This window comes from Halomonas sp. SSL-5, from assembly GCF_030708455.1.
Lineage (GTDB): Bacteria > Pseudomonadota > Gammaproteobacteria > Pseudomonadales > Halomonadaceae > Halomonas.
In genome coordinates this window covers 181181-198350 of record NZ_JAUYWF010000005.1, presented here as the reverse complement: position 1 = coordinate 198350, position 17170 = coordinate 181181, and the positions used below count along the sequence as shown (strand labels likewise).

Here is a 17170-nt window from a genome sequence, read left to right as displayed (position 1 = left end):
ATGGCGAAGGCACTCACCCACGGCCTGGACGGCGAGCTCGATTTCGACGTTAGGGCCTGCCCCTCGCCCGCCTATGTGGTGGACGACGCCCTGCTGCGCCGCAACCTGGAGCTGCTCGGCCGGGTCCAGGCGGCGAGCGGCGCGAAGGTGCTGCTGGCGCTGAAGGGGTTCGCCATGTGGGACACCTTCCCGCTGGTGCGCCAGTACCTGGTGGGCACCACGGCCAGTGGCCAGGACGAGGCGCGCCTGGGCGCCGAGACCTTCGGCGGCGAGGTGCACTGCTACTCGCCGGCCTTCACCGAGGAGGAGATGAGCGTGGTGCTGCGCTACGCCGACCACCTCAGCTTCAACTCCCCGGGCCAGTGGCGGCACTTCCGCGAGACGATCGCGGCGGCGCCGCGCCGGGTCTCCTGCGGCCTGCGCGTCAACCCGGAGCACTCCACCGGCGACGTGCCCCTCTACGACCCCTGCGCCCCCGGCTCGCGGCTCGGAACCCGCGCCGCGGACCTCGAGCCCGGGGACCTGGAGGGCCTCGAGGGGCTGCACTTCCACGCCCTGTGCGAACAGAACAGCGACGCCCTGGAGGCGACCCTGGCGGCCTTCGAGGCGAAGTTCGGCCAGTACCTCGCCGGCATGCGGTGGATGAACCTTGGTGGCGGCCACCATATCACCCGCGACGACTACGACGTCGAGCGGCTGGTGCGGGTGGTCCGCGACTTCAAGGCACGCCATCCGCACCTCGAGGTCTACCTGGAGCCGGGCGAGGCGATCGCGCTGAATACCGGCTACCTGGTGTGCACGGTGTTGGATATCGTCGACAACGACGGCCCCATCGCCATCCTCGACACCTCGGCCACCGCGCATATGCCCGACGTGCTGGAGATGCCCTACCGGCCGGAGATCATCGGTGCCGGCCAGCCCGGCGCGAAGGCCCACAGCTACCGCCTGGGCGGCCAGACCTGCCTGGCCGGCGATATCGTCGGCGAGTACAGCTTCGACGCGCCCCTCGCCATCGGCGACCGCCTGGTGTTCACCGACATGGCCCACTACACCATGGTCAAGACCACCACCTTCAACGGCATTCGCCTGCCCTCGATCTGCCGCATCGACGCGACGAGCCGCGCGGTACGCACGGTGCGCACCTTCGGCTATGTGGACTACATGCAACGGCTGAGCTGAGCCTTCCCGCCCTGCCATCCGCCTCGCGAAGCCCCCCATGGGGGCTTTTTCGTGCCGGCGCGACGCGCCGGCCCTTCACCGCCGACGCCGCGGGCTCTAAGGTGAGGGAAAGCCACTGCCACAGGGAGCCCGTGATGTCCGAGATCTACAAGTTCGGCGGCGCCTCGATCCAGGATGCCGAGGCCATCCGTCGCCTCGGCGAGCTGCTCTCCCGCCACGACCTCCATCCGCGCGCCCTGGTCGTCTCGGCGATGGGCAAGACCACCAACGCCCTGGAGGCGCTGCTCGATGCCGCCCGCGGGGACCAGCAGAGCCTCTACCAGCAGCGGCTGGCGGCAATCCGCGACGATCACCTCGGCGTGGCCCAGGCGCTGTTCGGTGCGGGCTCCGCCACCGCGGAGAACCTGGAGCGGCTGCTCGAGGCCCTCGACATCGCCCACCGCACCCACCGCGAGGCGTCCCTGGCCTTTCACTACGACCAGACCGTGGGCTTCGGCGAGCTGCTCTCCACCACCCTGGTGGCCGCCTGGCTCAACGAGATCGGCCTGCCCACCCGCTGGTGTGATGCCCGGGAGCTGATCGTCACCGACGACCGCCACCGGGCCGCCGGGATCGACTGGGGCGAGACCTGCGGCCGCCTGCGGTCGCTGGCCGCCCGGGAGGAGGCGCTGCTGCTGATCCAGGGCTTCATCGGCGCCACCGCGGACGGCGCCATGACCACCCTGGGGCGCGAGGGCTCCGACTTCAGCGGCGCCATCCTGGCCCACTGCCTGGATGCCGAGGGGCTGACCATCTGGAAGGACGTCACCGGGGTCTTCAACGCCGACCCCAGGCGCTTCGACAACGCCCGCCAGCTCGAGCGCCTGAGCTACGCCGAGGCCGTGGAGCAGAGCTGGCACGGCGCCAAGGTGATCCACCCCCGCACCCTGGCCCCGCTGCAACGCAAGGGGATCCCGCTTACCGTGCGCTCCTTCCTGGAGCCCGGGACCACGCCCAGCCGTATCGGCCCCGAGCCCGGCGACGGCGACCGCCGCCCCGCCTGCATCCTGCGCGACGACCAGCGCCTGCTCGACATCAGCCCCGAGGACTTCCGCTTCATGGACGAGGCCTGCCTGGGCGATGTGCTCGCCCGCCTGGCGCGCCACGGGCTGCATGCCAATTTCCTGGCGTGCGAGGCGATGCGCCTGCGCCTGGCCATCGATGACGACCCCGAAAGATGCGCCGCGCTGCTGGCCGACCTGCGAGGGGACTACCGGGTCGAGTGCCAGAAAGGGCTGACCCTGCTGACCGTACGCCATCCCGGCGACGGCCTGCTGCAGGCGCTGAGCGGCGACATGCCGATCGTCGCCGAACAATGCAGCGCCACGACAGCCCAGCGGCTCTTCCCCGGCGACGCCTGCCCGGCTACCTGGCACCTCCCGGACTAGGTGCGCCGCTCGCCCAGTCGCCGCCCGGCATGATGCCCCACCCAGGCGGCGCCGAGCCAGGCCACCAGGCTCAGCGCCACATAACCGAGGGCCGTCCCGGGGTGGCCCTGGGTCAGCATCGCCAGGGTCTCGAGGCCGAACAGCGAGAAGGTGGTGAAACCGCCGCAGAAGCCGGCGACCAGGAAGGGCTGCCAGCGCGCCACCCGGCCGTGGGTCCGGCCCGCCGCATAGGCGGCAAACAGCGCGATCAGGCCGGAGCCCAGCAGGTTCACCGCCAGGGTCGCCCAGGGAAAGTCGGGGGGCGCAAGCCACAGGCCGAGCTGATGGCGCAGCGTGCTGCCCAGTCCGCTGCCCAGGCCGACCGCGGCGTAGGCCCGCCAGGCGTTCATGCCAGGCCTCCGGTCAGCCAGGCGCCCAGCGACAGGGCGGCGACACCGGCGACCAGAGTCATCGCCATATAGCCGATGGCCGCCGCCGCGCGGCCCTGTTGCCATAGCGACAGCGTCTGCAGGCTGAGGGACGACACCGTGGTGTACCCACCCAGCAGGCCGATGGCGAGCAGCGACCAGGCGGTATCCGACGCCCCCGTGGCGGGAAGGCCGAGCGCACCGGCCAGCAGCCCCATGGCCAGGGCACCGCTCAGGTTGACCGCCAGGGTGCCCCAGGGGAGGTGGGGCCCCAGCCGCCGGCCCACGGCGTTGCCGAGGGCCAGGCGTGCCATGCCTCCCAGCCCCCCGCCGAGCAGTACCGACAGCAGTTCCAGCATGCCTGGCCGCCTCCCTGAAACGAAAAAAGCCACCCGAGGGTGGCGAAAGAGTATCGCATGCTTGCCGCGCCGACGGCAGGAGGCGCCGCCGACGGGGAGAATATGACACACACCAAATGATATGTACAATTAATGTACATGAATGTGCCGTGACAGGCCCCGGGGTCGTGGCCTCACGACAAAGCCCGTATCATGACGGGTCCCAAGATCCATCGCCCCACACGCCAAGAGACGGAGGTCACCGCGTGAACCCCAAGCGAGCCCTACCCCTGATGCTCGGCTGGCTGCTGCTGGCACTGCTGGTGCTGGCGGGCCCCGCCCAGGCACAGCAGGAAGGCAGCGGAAGCGAACCGCCGGCCTACTCCACCCTGGCCGACCTGCTCGAGAACGAGCAGACCCGCCAGGAGCTGATCGACCAGCTGCGCGGCATGGCCGGTGGCGTGGCCGAATCGGCCCCCGCCGAGGAAGCCGCCACCCCCTCCCTGCCGCGCCAGCTGGCGGAGCTGACCAGCCGCGTCGCCGGCGACATCGGCAGCCAGTTCGACGCCATCGCCTCGGCCATCGGCGGCATGTTCGCAAGCGACCTGGAGAGCACCTTCGACATGGCGGCCTTCACCAGCGCCGCCATCAACCTGGGCCTGGTGATCCTGGCGACCTTCGTGATGTTCGCCATCGTGCGGCGCCTGGCCCGGCGGCTGTTCACGGGTATCAGCCAGTGGTCGCTCAACGGCAGCGGCATGACCCCGATCCTGCGCCTGATCATCTGCGTGGCGCTGGCCGCCGTGGTGGACGTGCTGATCGTGGCCTTCGCCTACCTGGGCGGCAACCTGATCGCCACCTTCGCCATCGGCGAGACCGGTGAGCTCTCCACCCGCGCCTCGCTGTTCCTCAACGCCTTCCTGGTGATCGAGCTGCTCAAGGCCGGGGTGCGCATGCTGTTCGCCTCCCGCTACGAGGGCCTGCGCCTGCTGCCCATCACCTCCGGCGAGGCCTCCTACTGGAACCGCTGGATCGCCCGGCTGATCGGCCTGGTGGGCTACGGCCTGATGGTGGTGGTGCCGCTGGTCAACGCCTACGTGGCCCCCGCGGTGGGCCAGGGCCTGGGCACCCTGATCATGATCGGCGCCTTCCTCTACGCCGTGGTGGTGGTGCTCAAGAACCGCAAGCGCCTGCGCGATGCCATCAACGCCAAGGCCAACCAGACCACCATGGCGGCCAGCCGGGTCTCGCTGCAGCTGTTCGCACGCACCTGGCACCTGTTCGCCCTGGCCTACTTCGTGATGGTCCTGGTGCTGACCCTGACGCGGCCGGCCGACGCCCTGCCCTACGTGCTCTTCGCCACCCTCAAGACCATCGCCGCGGTGGTGGTGGGCCTGCTGCTATCCGCCTTCCTGACCCAGACCATCGGCCGGCGCATCTCGCTCTCCGACGACCTGCGCCGCAAGCTGCCGCTGCTCGAGCCGCGCCTCAACAGCTATGTGCCCAACGCCCTGCGGGTCATCCGCACGGTCATCGTGGTGCTGGTGGTGATGGTGGTACTCAATGCCTGGGGCGCCTTCGACCTCGCCGCCTGGTACGCCTCCGAGGCGGGCCGCGGCCTGGTCGGCAAGTCGGTCAGCGTGGCGGTGATCCTGGCCATCGCGGTCATGGTATGGCTGGCGCTGGCCAGCCTGATCGAGCACAAGCTCAACCCCGAGACCGGCGGCGGCGTGCCTTCGGCCCGGGCCCAGACCCTGCTGGCCCTGTTCCGCAACGCCCTGGCCATCGCCCTGATCACCATGACGGCGATGATCGTGCTGGCCGAGATCGGCATCAATATCGGGCCGCTGATCGCCGGTGCCGGCGTGCTGGGCCTGGCCATCGGCTTCGGCGCCCAGAAGCTGGTGCAGGACATCATCACCGGCATCTTCATCCAGGTGGAGAACGCCATGAACACCGGTGATGTGGTCACCGTGGGCGGCGTCACCGGCACCGCCGAGAAGCTCAGCATCCGCTCGGTGGGCATCCGTGACCTCTCCGGCACCTATCACATCGTGCCCTTCTCCAGCGTGGACACCGTATCCAACTACATGCGCGAGTTCGGCAACCATGTCGGCGAGTACGGCATCGCCTATCGCGAGAGCATCGACGAGGCCATCGAGCAGCTCCAGCTCGCCTTCGAGGATCTCAAGGCCAGCGAGGAGCACGGTTACAAGCTGCTGGAGCCACTCAACGTGGCCGGCGTCATCGCCCTGGCCGACAGCTCGGTGAACATCCGGGTGGTGATCAAGACCACGCCCGGGGACCAGTGGGCGGTGGGCCGCGCCTACAACCGCCTGGTCAAGCTGCGCTTCGACGAGGCCGGCATCGAGATCCCCTTCCCGCACACCACCCTCTATTTCGGCGAGGACAAGGCGGGGCGCTCGCCGGCCGCCAACGTGCGGGTGCTGGAGTCCCGGGCGGCGCGCAAGCCCGCCGCGGAGACACACCGCGACGCTCCCGATCATGGCATCCAGCAGACTGTCGATCAGGACCACCAGAAACCCAGTGGCGACGACGTGGACGAGCCCTGAGCCCAGCGCCGCCGGTGCACGTCACACAGCGGGGCCGCCTTCGGGCGGCCCCGCTGCTTTTCGGTGCATCACAGACTGGCGTGAGCCAGTTCGACAGGATTCATGAGCGGCCGGCACTTCACGGGCGGACAGGCAGCAGTGGTGGGAGGCCGGGTTCCCACGAGGCTGCTTCTGCGATTACCCTTATCTTTACTGCTCAACCATCTTCGTGCTTCGGATACGCGAAGGGGGCGCCGAGGCGCCCCCTTGGGTCGTGGACACGACCGAGGTGGTGAAGGCTCAGGCCGCCATCAGGAGGCCTTCTTCTTCTCCTGCTTCTCGCCGAGCACGTCCTTGTCCTCGCTGGGCTGAGGCAGGGAGGGCAGCGACTTGTCGAGCAGCTCCACGCTCTGACGGTAGTAGAGCTGGCTCTTCTGGTGCTCGCCCAGGTTGGCGAAGAGCCGTGCCAGCTCGGCGCACACCACGCCACTCGGGCGCTGGCGCTGGCTCGCCTCGAAGTACTCCTGGGCCTTGCCCCAGTAGGCGTTGCGCAGCGCCAGGCGACCCAGGGTGAGCAGCAGGTCCGGGTCGTTGGGCCGCTCCTGCAGCCACTTCTCGGCGGTGACCAGCTGACGCGAGGCATCCACGTCGAGCAGGCCATAGCGCAGCACCAGGCGGCTGTCCCAGCCCTCCTTGAGGGAGTGGCGCAGCAGTCGCTCGGCGATGGGCTCCTGGCCGCCGCGCACCAGCGCCTCGGCGTAGAGCACGATCAGCTCGACGTCGCCACGCAGATGGTCGGGCATGTCGGCCCACAGGCTGCGTACCGTCTCGATATCGCTGCCCTCGCGGGCCTCGCGCACGATCAGTTCGCGATAGGCGCGACGCTCGAGCTGGTCGCGCTCCTCGCGGGAGATCAGCTGCTGGGCACCCAGACGCGGCATCAGGCGGCGCAGGCCATCCCAGTCACTGACGCTGAGGTAGGCCTGCTTGAGCTGCTTGAGCACCTGGGGGTGGTTGGGCAGCTGGCGGTCGAGGCGGGTGAGGATGGCCAGCGCCTCCTCGTACTGCTGGCGGTCCAGCATCAGCTGAGCCTGCATCATGCCCACCGCGGTATCGGCGCCCTCGGTGCTCAGATGGGCCCGCTTGAGCAGGGTATCCGCCTGCTCGAAGCGACCCTGATAGTGGGCCGCCAGCGCCGCGGAGAGGTAGTTGACCAGCGGGGTGCTGGAGTCGTCCGCCGCCTTGACCAGCGATTTCTCGGCCTTCTTCCAGCGCCCCTCGGCCAGGGCCACCAGGCCGCGCACGGTGCGCTTCATGGCATTGCGGTTGCGCGAGCGGCTGTTCCACACCTTGAAGCGGGACACCGGGCGCGACAGCCGCATCAGCAGGCGCAGCGCGAAGTGCAGCACCAGGAAGGCCGCCAGCAGCAGTACCAGGCCGAACCAGAAGGAGGTCTGGAAGGAGGTGTCCCCGACACGCACCAGCCAGTAGCCGGGCACCGACATCATCAGCTGCCCGAACAGCGCACCGACGGCCAGGCCCAGGACGATGATCAGTATCAGCTTTCTCATGCCTCATCTCCCTGGCGCGACTCGAAGCGCCGCTCGATGAAGGTGGCCAGGGCCTGCTGGGAGCCGCTGATATCGGGCAGTTCGGGACGCACCGCCTCACCCTTCAGCTCGCCCAGACGCGCGAGCACCGACTGCACGCCGCTGTCGTCGGTGTCGTAGTAGCCCTCGATCAGGGTGATCGCCTTGTCGAGGCTGGCCTCGAAGAGCGCTTCCTCCTCCTTGAGCAGGGCCAGCTGGGCCTGCTCGATCACCAGGCGCACGCTCTGCCGCAGGTAGGACTCCTGCTCCGGCGAGATCAGCGCCTCCAGGGCCTCGTCGTGCTTGCGCACGGTGACCAGGTCCTTGAGTTCCTGGCCGAAGCTCGACAGCTGCTGCTGCCAGGAGCCGCTGGGCGCCTCCTGCATGCCGGAGCTGGCGGTGATCTCGTCCACATCCTGGGAGAGCGGACGCCCGGCGATCTGCTCCTGCTGGGCGTTGAGCGCCAGCCACAGGCCGGTACGGTCGACCTCGGGCACCGACTCCAGGGCGCCCAGCTCGCTGGCGATCTCGCGACGCACCGGCACCAGCGCCGGGTTGTCGGCCTCCTTCAGGCGCGCATCGGCGGTGCGCAGCAGCGCCGCGGCACCCTCCACGTCACGCTCCAGCTGCAGGCGCTGGTTGGCCAGGCGCAGCAGGTAGGCGGCCTCGGCGTGCAGCCAGTCGCGCTCATCGGTCTCCTGCTCGCTTGCAAGCTCGGCCAGCACGCGGTCGAGGGTCTCGTCGACCTCACTGCGATAGTCGGTGAAGTCGCCCTCGAGGGAGGCGACGGCTTCCTCGAGGGCCGCCTGGCGCTCGGCCTCGGCCTCCTCGAAGCGTGACTGAAGCTGGTTCAGGTCGCTGGCGGTGGCGGCCTGGCTGGTGCGGGCCTCCAGCTCGGCGATGCGCGCCTGCTGGGCATCTAGCTTCTGCCACGCCTGCCAGCCGAACAGGCCGGCAGCGATGGCCAGCAGGATGACCAGCACGATCGCCACCACGCCGCCCTTGCCGCCGTCGTCGTCGCCGCCGGTCGGGCGGGAGGCGCCGCCGGCGCCAGACGACCCGGCCGGCCGGGACTTGCCGTTCCCGGAGGGGGGCGACTGTGCCTGGCTCGACCCTGACTTGTCGGCAGCCGACTTGGAGGCCTCCTGCTTGGCTCCCACGGGCTTGTCGGCAGACGGCTTGGCGGCCTCCTGCTTGGCTCCCACGGGCTTGTCGGCAGACGGCTTGGCGGCCGCCTGCGTGCCCCCCGAGGCCTGGCCTGAGGCCGGCGGCTCGGCGGGCGCCTGGCTCGCGGCGGGCTTGGCGGCCTCGCTCCCGGCGGTGCCGCCGCCCTGGCTGGACTTGTCATGCCGGCGTGAACGGCGCCTGCCGGAGGCGCTGCCTCTGTTCGCCTCGTCGCCCGAGGTCGCCGATTGTGCGCCGTCAGACGCCTTCTGCTCTTCCTGCTCGTGTGGTTGCTTGCTCATCTTGTCGCTAGCCCTTTTCGAGATCGTCTTGATCGACATCGGCTTCCTGCTGGTCACAGGCCTCGGCCACGGCCGCTGCCAGCGCCGCGGGGGTGGCGCCACGCGCCACAACGGAGTCGCGAAACCCCAGCTTGCCGGCCAGTGTAGCCAACCGGGCGCTGGAAACGATTAGCGGTTGGTTCAAGGCGGCCCCTGAACACCATCTTGCCAGATATTCGAGGATTTCTCCGCTACTGACCACCAGTGCACGGAAGTCGCCCGCCGCGAGGCATTCGGCCATGGCCGGTTCGGGGGGCTGGAGGGTGCGTCGGTAGAGGGCCAGGCGGGTCACCCGGGCACCGCGCTCGGCGAGCGTCTCGGCCAACAGGGTGCGTCCGCCTTCGCCGGCCACCAGCAGGATCTTCTCGTCGTGAAGCGCGCGCAGGGAGCCCAGGGTCAGCAGCGCCTCGCTGGTGTCCTCGCCGGCGGCCGCCGGCGGCACATGGACCCGCACGCCGAGTCGTTGATGCAGGACCGCGGCGGTGGCCGCCCCCACGGCGTAGTAGTCGATGCCCAGCGGCAGCTGGGGCCAGAATCGGTCGAGGGCCTCGGCCAGGCACTCGGCGGCGAAGGGGCTGACCACCACCACGCGACGGAAGTGGTCGAAATCGAGCCAGGCGGCGCGCTGCTCGGGCGTCTCGGGCAGCGCCTCGAGGCGCATCGCCTCGAGGCGCGCTACCGGCAAGCCGCGCGCGGTAATGGCCGCGTCAAGCACATCACCGCGCCCTCCGGGACGCGTGATGATCACCGCCATCGGGTTGGCCATCAGCCGGCGCCGTAGACCTCGGCGAGGATCTCACCGGCGCCCATCTCCAGCAGCTCCTCGGCGACGCGGATGCCCAGCGCCTCGGGCTCGTGGATCGAGCCGCGGCCCTCGGCGCGCAGCACCCGGGCACCGTCCGGGGTGCCCACCAGGGCGCGCAGCCACAGGGTCTGGCCATCGTTCTCGAACACCGCATGGCCACCGATGGGCACCTGACAGCCGCCCTCGAGACGAGTATTCATGGCGCGCTCGGCGCGCACCCGGGTGGCGGTATCGGGGTCATCCAGCGGCGCCAGCAGGTTGATCAGCTCGGGGTCGTGGAGGCGACACTCGATGCCCAGGGCGCCCTGGCCACAGGCCGGCAGGCACACCTCGGGCGGCAGCTCCTGGGCGATGCGCGCATCCAGTTCCAGGCGACGCAGGCCCGAGGTGGCCAGGATGATGGCATCGAACTCGCCGTCGTCGAGCTTGCCCAGACGGGTCTGGACATTGCCACGCAGGCTAAGGATCTCGAGGTCCGGGCGGGCCTCGCTGACCTGCAGCCCGCGGCGCAGGCTGGAGGTGCCTACCCGGGCCCCCTCGGGCAGCTCATCGAAGCGGGTATAGTGGTTGGAGACGAAGGCATCGGTGGGCTCGGCACCGGCCAGGATCACCGAGAGGCCCAGCCCCTCGGGGAAGTGCATGGGCACATCCTTCATGGAGTGGACGGCAATATCGGCGCGCCCGTCGAGCATGGCCTCCTCGAGTTCCTTCACGAAGAGCCCCTTGCCGCCCACCTTGGCCAGCGGGGTGTCGAGGATCTTGTCGCCGCGGGTGGCCATGGCCACCAGTTCCACCTCGAGACCGGGATGAAGGGCCAGCAGACGGTCGCGGACATATTCGGCCTGCCACATGGCCAGTTGACTCTTGCGCGTGGCGATACGCAGCTTGGTGATGGGTTGCACGAAGTTCTCCCTGTACCGGTTCCCTTGCTGGCGGCGAGCCAGCGCCGACACCCGGCGAAGTTGGCATGCGTGGACGCACGGTTGCCCTCATCATAAAGCACCCGGCCAGGGAGGAAAAATCCACGCCCCGGGCGGCCAGGCGCCCCTCGCCTGCCCCGGCGACTCTGGTACACTCCTGCCATGTCGCGCCTGCCGCCGCGAGCCCGGCGGCCGCGGGGGGCACCCGCCCCCAGCCAACCGCAACCCGTCATGCAGGATCCCAAGCCGATGACCTCGAACTCTTCCAACCCCGGCACCAACCAGTCCTGGGGTGGCCGCTTCAGCGAGCCCACCGACGCCTTCGTCGCCCGCTTCACCGCCTCGGAGGCCTTCGACCGCCGCCTGGCGTTCCACGACATCCAGGGCTCCGTCGCCCACGCCACCATGCTGGCCAGGGTCGGCGTGCTCAGCGACGAGGAGCGCGACGCCATCGTCGCGGGTCTCGACGAGGTGCGCGGCGAGATCGAGCGCGGCGAGTTCCCCTGGTCGGTGGAGCTCGAGGACGTGCACATGAACATCGAGGCGCGGCTGACCGCGAAGATCGGCATCACCGGCAAGAAGCTGCACACCGGTCGCTCGCGCAACGACCAGGTGGCCACCGATATCCGCCTGTTCCTGCGCGACGAGATCGACCAGGTGGCCCTGGAGCTCGCCCGCCTGCGCGCGGGGCTGATCGAGCTCGCCGACCGCGAGGCCGACACCATCATGCCCGGCTTCACCCACCTGCAGACCGCCCAGCCGGTGACCTTCGGCCACCACCTGCTGGCCTGGCAGGAGATGCTGGCCCGGGATCACGAGCGCCTGCTCGACTGCCGCAAGCGGGTCAACGTGATGCCGCTGGGCGCCGCGGCGCTGGCCGGCACCACCTACCCCATCGACCGCCACGTCACCGCCGAGCTGCTGGGCTTCGAGCGCCCCGCCGAGAACAGCCTCGACGCGGTCAGCGATCGCGACTTCGCCATCGAGTTCACCGCCTTCGCCAGCCTGCTGCTGATGCACATGTCGCGCATGAGCGAGGAGCTGGTGCTGTGGACCAGTGCCCAGTTCGACTTCATCGACCTGCCCGACCGCTTCTGCACCGGCTCCTCGATCATGCCGCAGAAGAAGAACCCCGACGTGCCGGAACTGGTGCGTGGCAAGTCCGGCCGGGTCTACGGCCACCTGATGGGCCTGCTGACCCTGATGAAGTCCCAGCCGCTGGCCTACAACAAGGACAACCAGGAGGACAAGGAGCCGCTGTTCGACGCCGTGGACACGGTCAAGGACTGCCTCAAGGCCTTCGCCGACATGGTGCCGGCCATCGAGCCGAAGAAGGCCAGCATGGCCGAGGCGGCCCGCCGCGGCTTCTCCACCGCCACCGACCTGGCCGACTACCTGGTGCGCAAGGGGGTGGCCTTCCGCGACGCCCACGAGATCGTCGGCGAGTCGGTGGCCTTCGGTCTCCGCGAAGGCAAGGACCTCTCCGAGATGACCCTCGACGAGCTCCGACAGTTCTCCGACACCATCGAGCAGGATGTCTTCGAGGTGCTGACCCTGGAGGGCTCGGTGGCCGCACGCAACCATATCGGCGGCACCGCCCCGGACCAGGTGCGCGCCGCGGCCCAGCGGGCCCGCGAGGCCCTCGCCGCCCTGGCGGGAGGCGCCTGATGGAGCGTCTGGTTCCCGTCGCCCTGGCCCTGATGCTTGCCCTGGGCCTGGCGCAAGGGCTGGCCGGCTGCGGCCAGAAGGGGCCGCTCTACCTGCCCGACGACGAGCAGGCCGCCGAGCAGTATGGCCCCCGCGATGCCCAGCAGGGTGAAGAGCAGAGCGAGCAGGAGAGTACCGAACGCGACGACGCCGAACCCCGGGAGGACGAAGAGTAGCCATGGACCACTTCAACTACCACGACGGCGTGCTGTATGGCGAGGAGGTCCCGCTGACCCGCGTCGCCGAGCAGTTCGGCACGCCCTGCTACGTCTACTCCAAGGCCACCCTGGCGCGCCACTTCCGCGCCTACACCGAGGCGCTGGGCGGCCATCCGCACCTGATCTGCTACGCGGTCAAGGCCAACTCCAACCTCGCCGTGCTGGGGCTTCTCGCCCGGCTGGGCGCCGGCTTCGATATCGTCTCGGTGGGCGAGCTGGAGCGGGTGCTGGTCGCCGGCGGCGACCCGGCCAAGGTGGTGTTCTCCGGCGTCGCCAAGCAGGAGGCGGAGATGGCCCGGGCGCTGGAAGTGGGCATCAAGTGCTTCAACGTGGAGTCGCGCCCCGAGCTCGAGCGCCTGAATGAGGTGGCCGGCCGGCTCGGCAAGGTCGCCCCGGTGTCGCTGCGGGTCAACCCGGACGTGGATGCCGGCACCCACCCCTATATCTCCACCGGGCTCAAGGACAACAAGTTCGGCATCCCGGTGGACGAGGCGCTGGCCGTCTACGAGCTGGCCGCCGCGCTTCCCAACGTGCGCGTGGCCGGGCTGGACTGCCATATCGGCTCCCAGCTCACCGAGCTCGCGCCCTTCCTGGACGCCCTGGACCGCCTGCTGGTGCTGCTCGAGACCCTGCGCGAGCGCGGCATCGAGGTGGAGCACCTGGACCTGGGCGGCGGCCTCGGCGTGCCCTATCGCGACGAGCATCCGCCGGCACCCTTCGACTACGCCACCGCCCTGCTCGAGCGGCTCTCGAGCTGGCCCGGCAGCGAGCGGCTGACCCTGCTCTTCGAGCCGGGCCGCTCCATCGCCGCCAATGCCGGGGTGCTGCTGACCCGGGTGGAGTTCCTCAAGCCCGGCGAGACGAAGAACTTCGCCATCGTCGACGCCGCCATGAACGACCTGATCCGCCCCGCGCTCTACCAGGCCTGGCAGGCGATCCTGCCGGTGGACACGCGCCACCCGCGCCAGAGCGCCGTCTACGACGTGGTGGGCCCGGTCTGCGAGACCGGTGACTTCCTGGGCAAGGAGCGCGAACTGGCCATCGCCCCCGGCGACCTGCTGGCGGTGCGCTCCGCCGGGGCCTACGGCTTCGTGATGGCCTCCAACTACAACAGCCGCCCCCGCCCCGCCGAGGTGATGGTGGACGGCGACAAGACCCACCTGGTGCGTCGCCGCGAGCGGCTGGCCGACCTCTGGGCGGGCGAGGCCCTGCTGCCGGCAGACTCACATCCGGCTGCACCGCTGGCGGAGGACCCCCGCTGATGCTGCTGCACTTCACCAAGATGCATGGTCTCGGCAACGACTTCATGGTGGTCGACCTGGTGACCCAGCGCGCCCACTTCACCGAGGACCAGGTGCGCCGCCTGGCCGACCGCCGCTTCGGCGTCGGCTTCGACCAGCTGCTGGTGGTGGAGCCGCCCCGGGACCCGGACATGGACTTCCGCTACCGCATCTACAACGCCGATGGCAGCGAGGTGGAGAACTGCGGCAACGGCGCGCGCTGCTTCGCCCGCTTCGTACGCGACCAGCGCCTCACCCACAAGCGCGAGATCCACGTCGAGACCGCCGGTGGCCCCCTGGTACTGAAGGTGGAGGACGACGGCCGCATCCGCGTCGACATGGGCGAGCCACGCTTCGCCCCCGAGGCCTTGCCCTTCGAGGCGACCGAAGACCGCGTGCTGCACGCCCTGGACGTGGACGGAGAGCACCTAGAGGTGGGTGTGGTCTCCATGGGCAACCCCCATGCGGTGCTGCGGGTCGACGACGTCGACATGGCTCCCGTCGAGCGTCTGGGGCCGGCCATCGAGGCCCACCCGCGCTTCCCGAGACGCGTCAACGCCGGCTTCATGCAGGTCGTGTCGGCGCACGAGATCCGCCTGCGCGTCTACGAGCGGGGCAGCGGCGAAACCCTGGCCTGCGGCACCGGCGCCTGCGCCGCGGTGGCCAGCGGCATCCGCCAGGGAGTGCTGGAGAGCCCGGTCAACGTGCATCTGCCGGGGGGCGAGCTGACCATCGAGTGGGCCGGCCCTGGCCACCCCCTGTTCATGACCGGCCCCGCCGAGCGCGTCTTCGATGGCCGCCTGGTGCTTTACTGAGAGAGCTAACCCGATTTCGCGACCCCGCGAGGAGATGGCATGTCACGAGCCGCCCCAGAACCGCGCAAGACCCTCGACCCGGACCGGGTCGCCGAATGGCTGGCCACCCATCCCGACTTCTTCGTCGGCCGCGAAGGCCTGCTGCAGCAGCTCAAGGTGCCCCACCCCGAGGCGCGCGGCGCCACCTCGCTGCTCGAGCGCCTGGTCCACGACCTGAGAACCCGCGCCGAGCAGGCCGAGTGGCGCCTGGAGCAGCTGCTGGAGTCGGCGCGCCACAACGAGGCCCAGTACCGGCGCACCCGCGAGCTGGTACTGGCGCTGGTGGAGGCCCAGGACCGCGACGCCCTGGGGCAGGCGCTGGCCACCCACCTCGCCGAGCACTTCGCCACGCCCGCGGTGGCGCTGTGGTGCCCGCCCAGCCTCTCCGACCCCGAGCCGCACCCGCCTCAGGCGCCACGCCAGGTGCTCGACGAGCATGCCGGGTCACGCCTGGCGGCGCTGCTGGACGGCCGCACCAGCCGCTGTACCCGACTGACACCTACCGACTGGAAGCGCCTGCTGCCTCACACCAGCGCACCGCGTCGCTCGGGTTCCTGTGCCATTACCCGGCTGAGCCTGGGCGAGCCGCTGGGGTACCTGGTCCTGGCCAGCCCCGATCCCGACCACTTCCGGGCCAGCATGGACACCCTGTTCACCGAATATGTGGGCGACGTGGTGGCACGGCTGCTGATACGCCTCGGCCCCGAGCATGCCTAGCCCCGGACCGCTCGTCGCCGAGGTGGAGGCCTTCCTGGCCAGGCTCGCGCGCACCGCCAGTCTCGCCACCCTGGACGCCTACCGGCGCGACCTGACCCGCCTGCTCGACTTCCTGGAGGAGCAGGAGGTGACGGCATGGCGCCAGCTGGATGCCGGCCTGATGCGCCGCTTCCTGGGCGGCGAGCGGGCCCGGGGCCTGGCGCCACGCAGCCTGGCCCGGCGCCGCTCGGCCTGCTCGCGCCTGGCCGACCACCTGCTCGCCGCGGGCCACCTCGACCACAACCCGGTGGCATTGGTGCGCAGCCCGCGTCAGCCCCGCCACCTGCCGCGCCCGGTGGACGTGGACCGCCTGGCGAACTTCCTGGACACGCCCCACGACGGCTCGCCCCTGGCGGTGCGCGACCAGGCGATGCTCGAGCTCTTCTACTCCAGCGGCCTGCGCCTCGCCGAGCTGACCGGGCTGGACCTCGCCGACCTGCGCGACGAGCGGGTGCGGGTGCTGGGCAAGGGCGGCAAGCCGCGCCAGGTCCCGGTGGGGTCGCGGGCCCGCCAGGCACTGCAGGCCTGGATCGGCGTGCGCGCGGCCATGGCCGCCCCCGGCGAGTCCGCGCTGTTCGTCGGCAACCGCGGGACGCGGCTGGGCCATCGCGCCATCCAGCAGCGCCTGGCGCTGATCGCCCGGCGCCGCGGGCTCGACGAGCATCTCCACCCGCACCGGCTGCGCCACTCCTTCGCCAGCCACCTGCTGGAGTCGAGCCAGGACCTGCGCGCCGTGCAGGAGCTGCTGGGCCACGCCAATCTCTCCACCACCCAGGTCTATACCCACCTCGACTGGCAGCACCTGGCGGCCAGCTACGACGCCGCCCACCCGCGGGCGCGGCGTCGACCCAGCGACGAGACCCCGACATGAACCTCGCGGCGATCACCTTCGATCTGGACGATACCCTGTGGGACAACGGCGGCGTCATGCGCCGCACCGAGCACGACCACTACGCTTGGCTCGACGCGGCGCTGGCCGAGCGGGCGGCCGTGGCCCCCGCCGGCCGCTTCGCCGCTCGCTTCCCGCTGGAAGCCTTCGTGGCACGCCGCCAGACACTGGCCGCCGCCCACCCGCCGCGGCGCGGCGACTTCACCTGGCTGCGCCGCCGGGCGCTGGCCGAGCTGCTGGGGGAGTACGGACTGGCGAATGAACACGCCGAGCAGTGGGCGGCGCGAGCCATGGAGCGCTTCATGGCGCTGCGCCACGAGGTCGAGCCCCATCCGGAGGTGGAGGGGCTGCTGGAGGCGCTGGGCAGGCGCTATCGGCTGGCCAGCATCACCAACGGCAACGTCGAGGTCGCCCGGCTGCCGCTGGGGCGCCACTTCCCGGTGGCCGTCGCCGCCGGCGAGCTGCTCGCCCCCAAGCCCGACCCGCGCCCCTTCCTGCTGGCGCTGTCGCGCCTTGGCGCGCACCCCGCGCGATCCCTCCACGTGGGCGACTCCTGGGAGGAGGATGCCCTGCCCGCCCGTCGCCTGGGCATGTTGGCGGCATGGATCGGCCCCGACGACCGCCCGATGCCCCAGGGCATCCATCGCCTGGCGCATGTGCGCGAGCTGCCGGAGCTGATTCGCTGGCTGGAAGCACGGAGCTGACCCCCGGCAAGGGGCGCCGTGGACGAGCCGAAGAGGGCTG

Annotated in this window: 15 protein-coding genes and 1 pseudogene; 10 read left to right on the top strand and 6 right to left on the bottom strand. The window is 70.4% G+C overall.

Features of this window, described 5'->3' with window-relative positions; genetic code table 11:
• The gene (gene nspC, locus RAN53_RS07830) at positions 1-1179 is read left to right on the top strand and encodes a carboxynorspermidine decarboxylase (RefSeq protein WP_305796258.1); all 1179 of its coding nucleotides are present in this window, start codon (positions 1-3) and stop codon (positions 1177-1179) included.
• A gap of 134 nt (positions 1180-1313) precedes the next feature.
• Complete coding sequence (locus RAN53_RS07825) at positions 1314-2606, top strand: aspartate kinase (RefSeq protein WP_305796257.1); 1293 nt, start codon at positions 1314-1316, stop codon at positions 2604-2606.
• Here RAN53_RS07825 and RAN53_RS07820 read toward each other — a convergent pair.
• Positions 2603-2995: a fluoride efflux transporter FluC gene (locus RAN53_RS07820; protein ID WP_305796256.1), complete on the bottom strand. Its 393-nt coding sequence runs from the start codon at positions 2993-2995 to the stop codon at positions 2603-2605. The two genes, RAN53_RS07825 and RAN53_RS07820, sit on opposite strands and share 4 nt — an antisense overlap.
• Positions 2992-3372: a fluoride efflux transporter FluC gene (locus RAN53_RS07815; protein WP_305796255.1), complete on the bottom strand. Its 381-nt coding sequence runs from the start codon at positions 3370-3372 to the stop codon at positions 2992-2994. The genes RAN53_RS07820 and RAN53_RS07815 overlap by 4 nt, the downstream gene beginning before the upstream one ends.
• A 245-nt stretch (positions 3373-3617) precedes the next feature.
• On the opposite strand from RAN53_RS07815, the gene RAN53_RS07810 reads away from it, so the two are divergent.
• Positions 3618-5924 (top strand): mechanosensitive ion channel domain-containing protein, encoded by a 2307-nt coding sequence (locus RAN53_RS07810; protein ID WP_305796254.1) that lies wholly within the window; start codon positions 3618-3620, stop codon positions 5922-5924.
• Positions 5925-6214: 290 nt separating this feature from the next.
• Here the strand turns inward: RAN53_RS07810 and RAN53_RS07805 are convergent, their stop codons facing one another.
• From RAN53_RS07805 to hemC, 4 genes are read right to left on the bottom strand one after another with little or no spacing between them, the layout of a single operon-like run.
• A complete protein-coding gene (locus tag RAN53_RS07805) occupies positions 6215-7474 on the bottom strand; it encodes a heme biosynthesis HemY N-terminal domain-containing protein (protein WP_305796253.1) in 1260 nt (419 codons plus the stop codon).
• Positions 7471-8958 carry a uroporphyrinogen-III C-methyltransferase gene (locus RAN53_RS07800; RefSeq protein WP_305796252.1) on the bottom strand — a complete coding sequence of 496 codons (1488 nt, stop codon included), beginning with the start codon at positions 8956-8958 and terminating at the stop codon, positions 7471-7473. The genes RAN53_RS07805 and RAN53_RS07800 overlap by 4 nt, the downstream gene beginning before the upstream one ends.
• Positions 8959-8965: 7 nt before the next feature.
• On the bottom strand, positions 8966-9763 hold the full coding sequence (locus RAN53_RS07795; RefSeq protein WP_305796251.1) for a uroporphyrinogen-III synthase: 798 nt from the start codon (positions 9761-9763) through the stop codon (positions 8966-8968).
• The gene (gene hemC, locus RAN53_RS07790) at positions 9763-10704 is read right to left on the bottom strand and encodes a hydroxymethylbilane synthase (protein WP_305796250.1); all 942 of its coding nucleotides are present in this window, start codon (positions 10702-10704) and stop codon (positions 9763-9765) included. The genes RAN53_RS07795 and hemC overlap by 1 nt, the downstream gene beginning before the upstream one ends.
• Positions 10705-10971: 267 nt before the next feature.
• On the opposite strand from hemC, the gene argH reads away from it, so the two are divergent.
• From argH to RAN53_RS07755, 7 genes and pseudogenes are all read left to right on the top strand, one after another.
• Positions 10972-12390 (top strand): argininosuccinate lyase, encoded by a 1419-nt coding sequence (gene argH / locus RAN53_RS07785; protein WP_305796249.1) that lies wholly within the window; start codon positions 10972-10974, stop codon positions 12388-12390.
• Between the two features lie 32 nt (positions 12391-12422).
• Positions 12423-12518: pseudogene (lptM, locus tag RAN53_RS16345) on the top strand (LPS translocon maturation chaperone LptM); the annotation flags it as partial.
• Positions 12519-12607: 89 nt separating this feature from the next.
• Positions 12608-13909 carry a diaminopimelate decarboxylase gene (gene lysA, locus RAN53_RS07775; RefSeq protein ID WP_305796247.1) on the top strand — a complete coding sequence of 434 codons (1302 nt, stop codon included), beginning with the start codon at positions 12608-12610 and terminating at the stop codon, positions 13907-13909.
• Complete coding sequence (gene dapF, locus RAN53_RS07770; protein ID WP_305796246.1) at positions 13909-14742, top strand: diaminopimelate epimerase; 834 nt, start codon at positions 13909-13911, stop codon at positions 14740-14742. Before lysA ends, dapF begins: the two co-directional genes overlap by 1 nt.
• 39 nt (positions 14743-14781) lie before the next feature.
• Complete coding sequence (locus RAN53_RS07765) at positions 14782-15498, top strand: DUF484 family protein (RefSeq protein WP_305796245.1); 717 nt, start codon at positions 14782-14784, stop codon at positions 15496-15498.
• Positions 15491-16408, top strand: coding sequence for a tyrosine recombinase XerC (locus RAN53_RS07760; protein WP_305796244.1), 918 nt, complete (start codon positions 15491-15493; stop codon positions 16406-16408). Before RAN53_RS07765 ends, RAN53_RS07760 begins: the two co-directional genes overlap by 8 nt.
• Positions 16405-17130 (top strand): HAD family hydrolase, encoded by a 726-nt coding sequence (locus tag RAN53_RS07755; RefSeq protein WP_305796243.1) that lies wholly within the window; start codon positions 16405-16407, stop codon positions 17128-17130. The genes RAN53_RS07760 and RAN53_RS07755 overlap by 4 nt, the downstream gene beginning before the upstream one ends.
• Positions 17131-17170: the final 40 nt, after the last annotated feature.

What these genes read in the sequence shown, in the direction of transcription:
- nspC (WP_305796258.1), top strand. Translation starts at nt 1, where the DNA reads ATGGCGAAGGCACTCACCCACGGCCTGGACGGCGAGCTCGATTTCGAC.
- RAN53_RS07825 (WP_305796257.1), top strand. Translation starts at nt 1,314, where the DNA reads ATGTCCGAGATCTACAAGTTCGGCGGCGCCTCGATCCAGGATGCCGAG.
- RAN53_RS07820 (WP_305796256.1), bottom strand. Translation starts at nt 2,995, where the DNA reads ATGAACGCCTGGCGGGCCTACGCCGCGGTCGGCCTGGGCAGCGGACTG.
- RAN53_RS07815 (WP_305796255.1), bottom strand. Translation starts at nt 3,372, where the DNA reads ATGCTGGAACTGCTGTCGGTACTGCTCGGCGGGGGGCTGGGAGGCATG.
- RAN53_RS07805 (WP_305796253.1), bottom strand. Translation starts at nt 7,474, where the DNA reads ATGAGAAAGCTGATACTGATCATCGTCCTGGGCCTGGCCGTCGGTGCG.
- RAN53_RS07800 (WP_305796252.1), bottom strand. Translation starts at nt 8,958, where the DNA reads ATGAGCAAGCAACCACACGAGCAGGAAGAGCAGAAGGCGTCTGACGGC.
- RAN53_RS07795 (WP_305796251.1), bottom strand. Translation starts at nt 9,763, where the DNA reads ATGGCCAACCCGATGGCGGTGATCATCACGCGTCCCGGAGGGCGCGGT.
- argH (WP_305796249.1), top strand. Translation starts at nt 10,972, where the DNA reads ATGACCTCGAACTCTTCCAACCCCGGCACCAACCAGTCCTGGGGTGGC.
- lysA (WP_305796247.1), top strand. Translation starts at nt 12,608, where the DNA reads ATGGACCACTTCAACTACCACGACGGCGTGCTGTATGGCGAGGAGGTC.
- dapF (WP_305796246.1), top strand. Translation starts at nt 13,909, where the DNA reads ATGCTGCTGCACTTCACCAAGATGCATGGTCTCGGCAACGACTTCATG.
- RAN53_RS07765 (WP_305796245.1), top strand. Translation starts at nt 14,782, where the DNA reads ATGTCACGAGCCGCCCCAGAACCGCGCAAGACCCTCGACCCGGACCGG.
- RAN53_RS07760 (WP_305796244.1), top strand. Translation starts at nt 15,491, where the DNA reads ATGCCTAGCCCCGGACCGCTCGTCGCCGAGGTGGAGGCCTTCCTGGCC.
- RAN53_RS07755 (WP_305796243.1), top strand. Translation starts at nt 16,405, where the DNA reads ATGAACCTCGCGGCGATCACCTTCGATCTGGACGATACCCTGTGGGAC.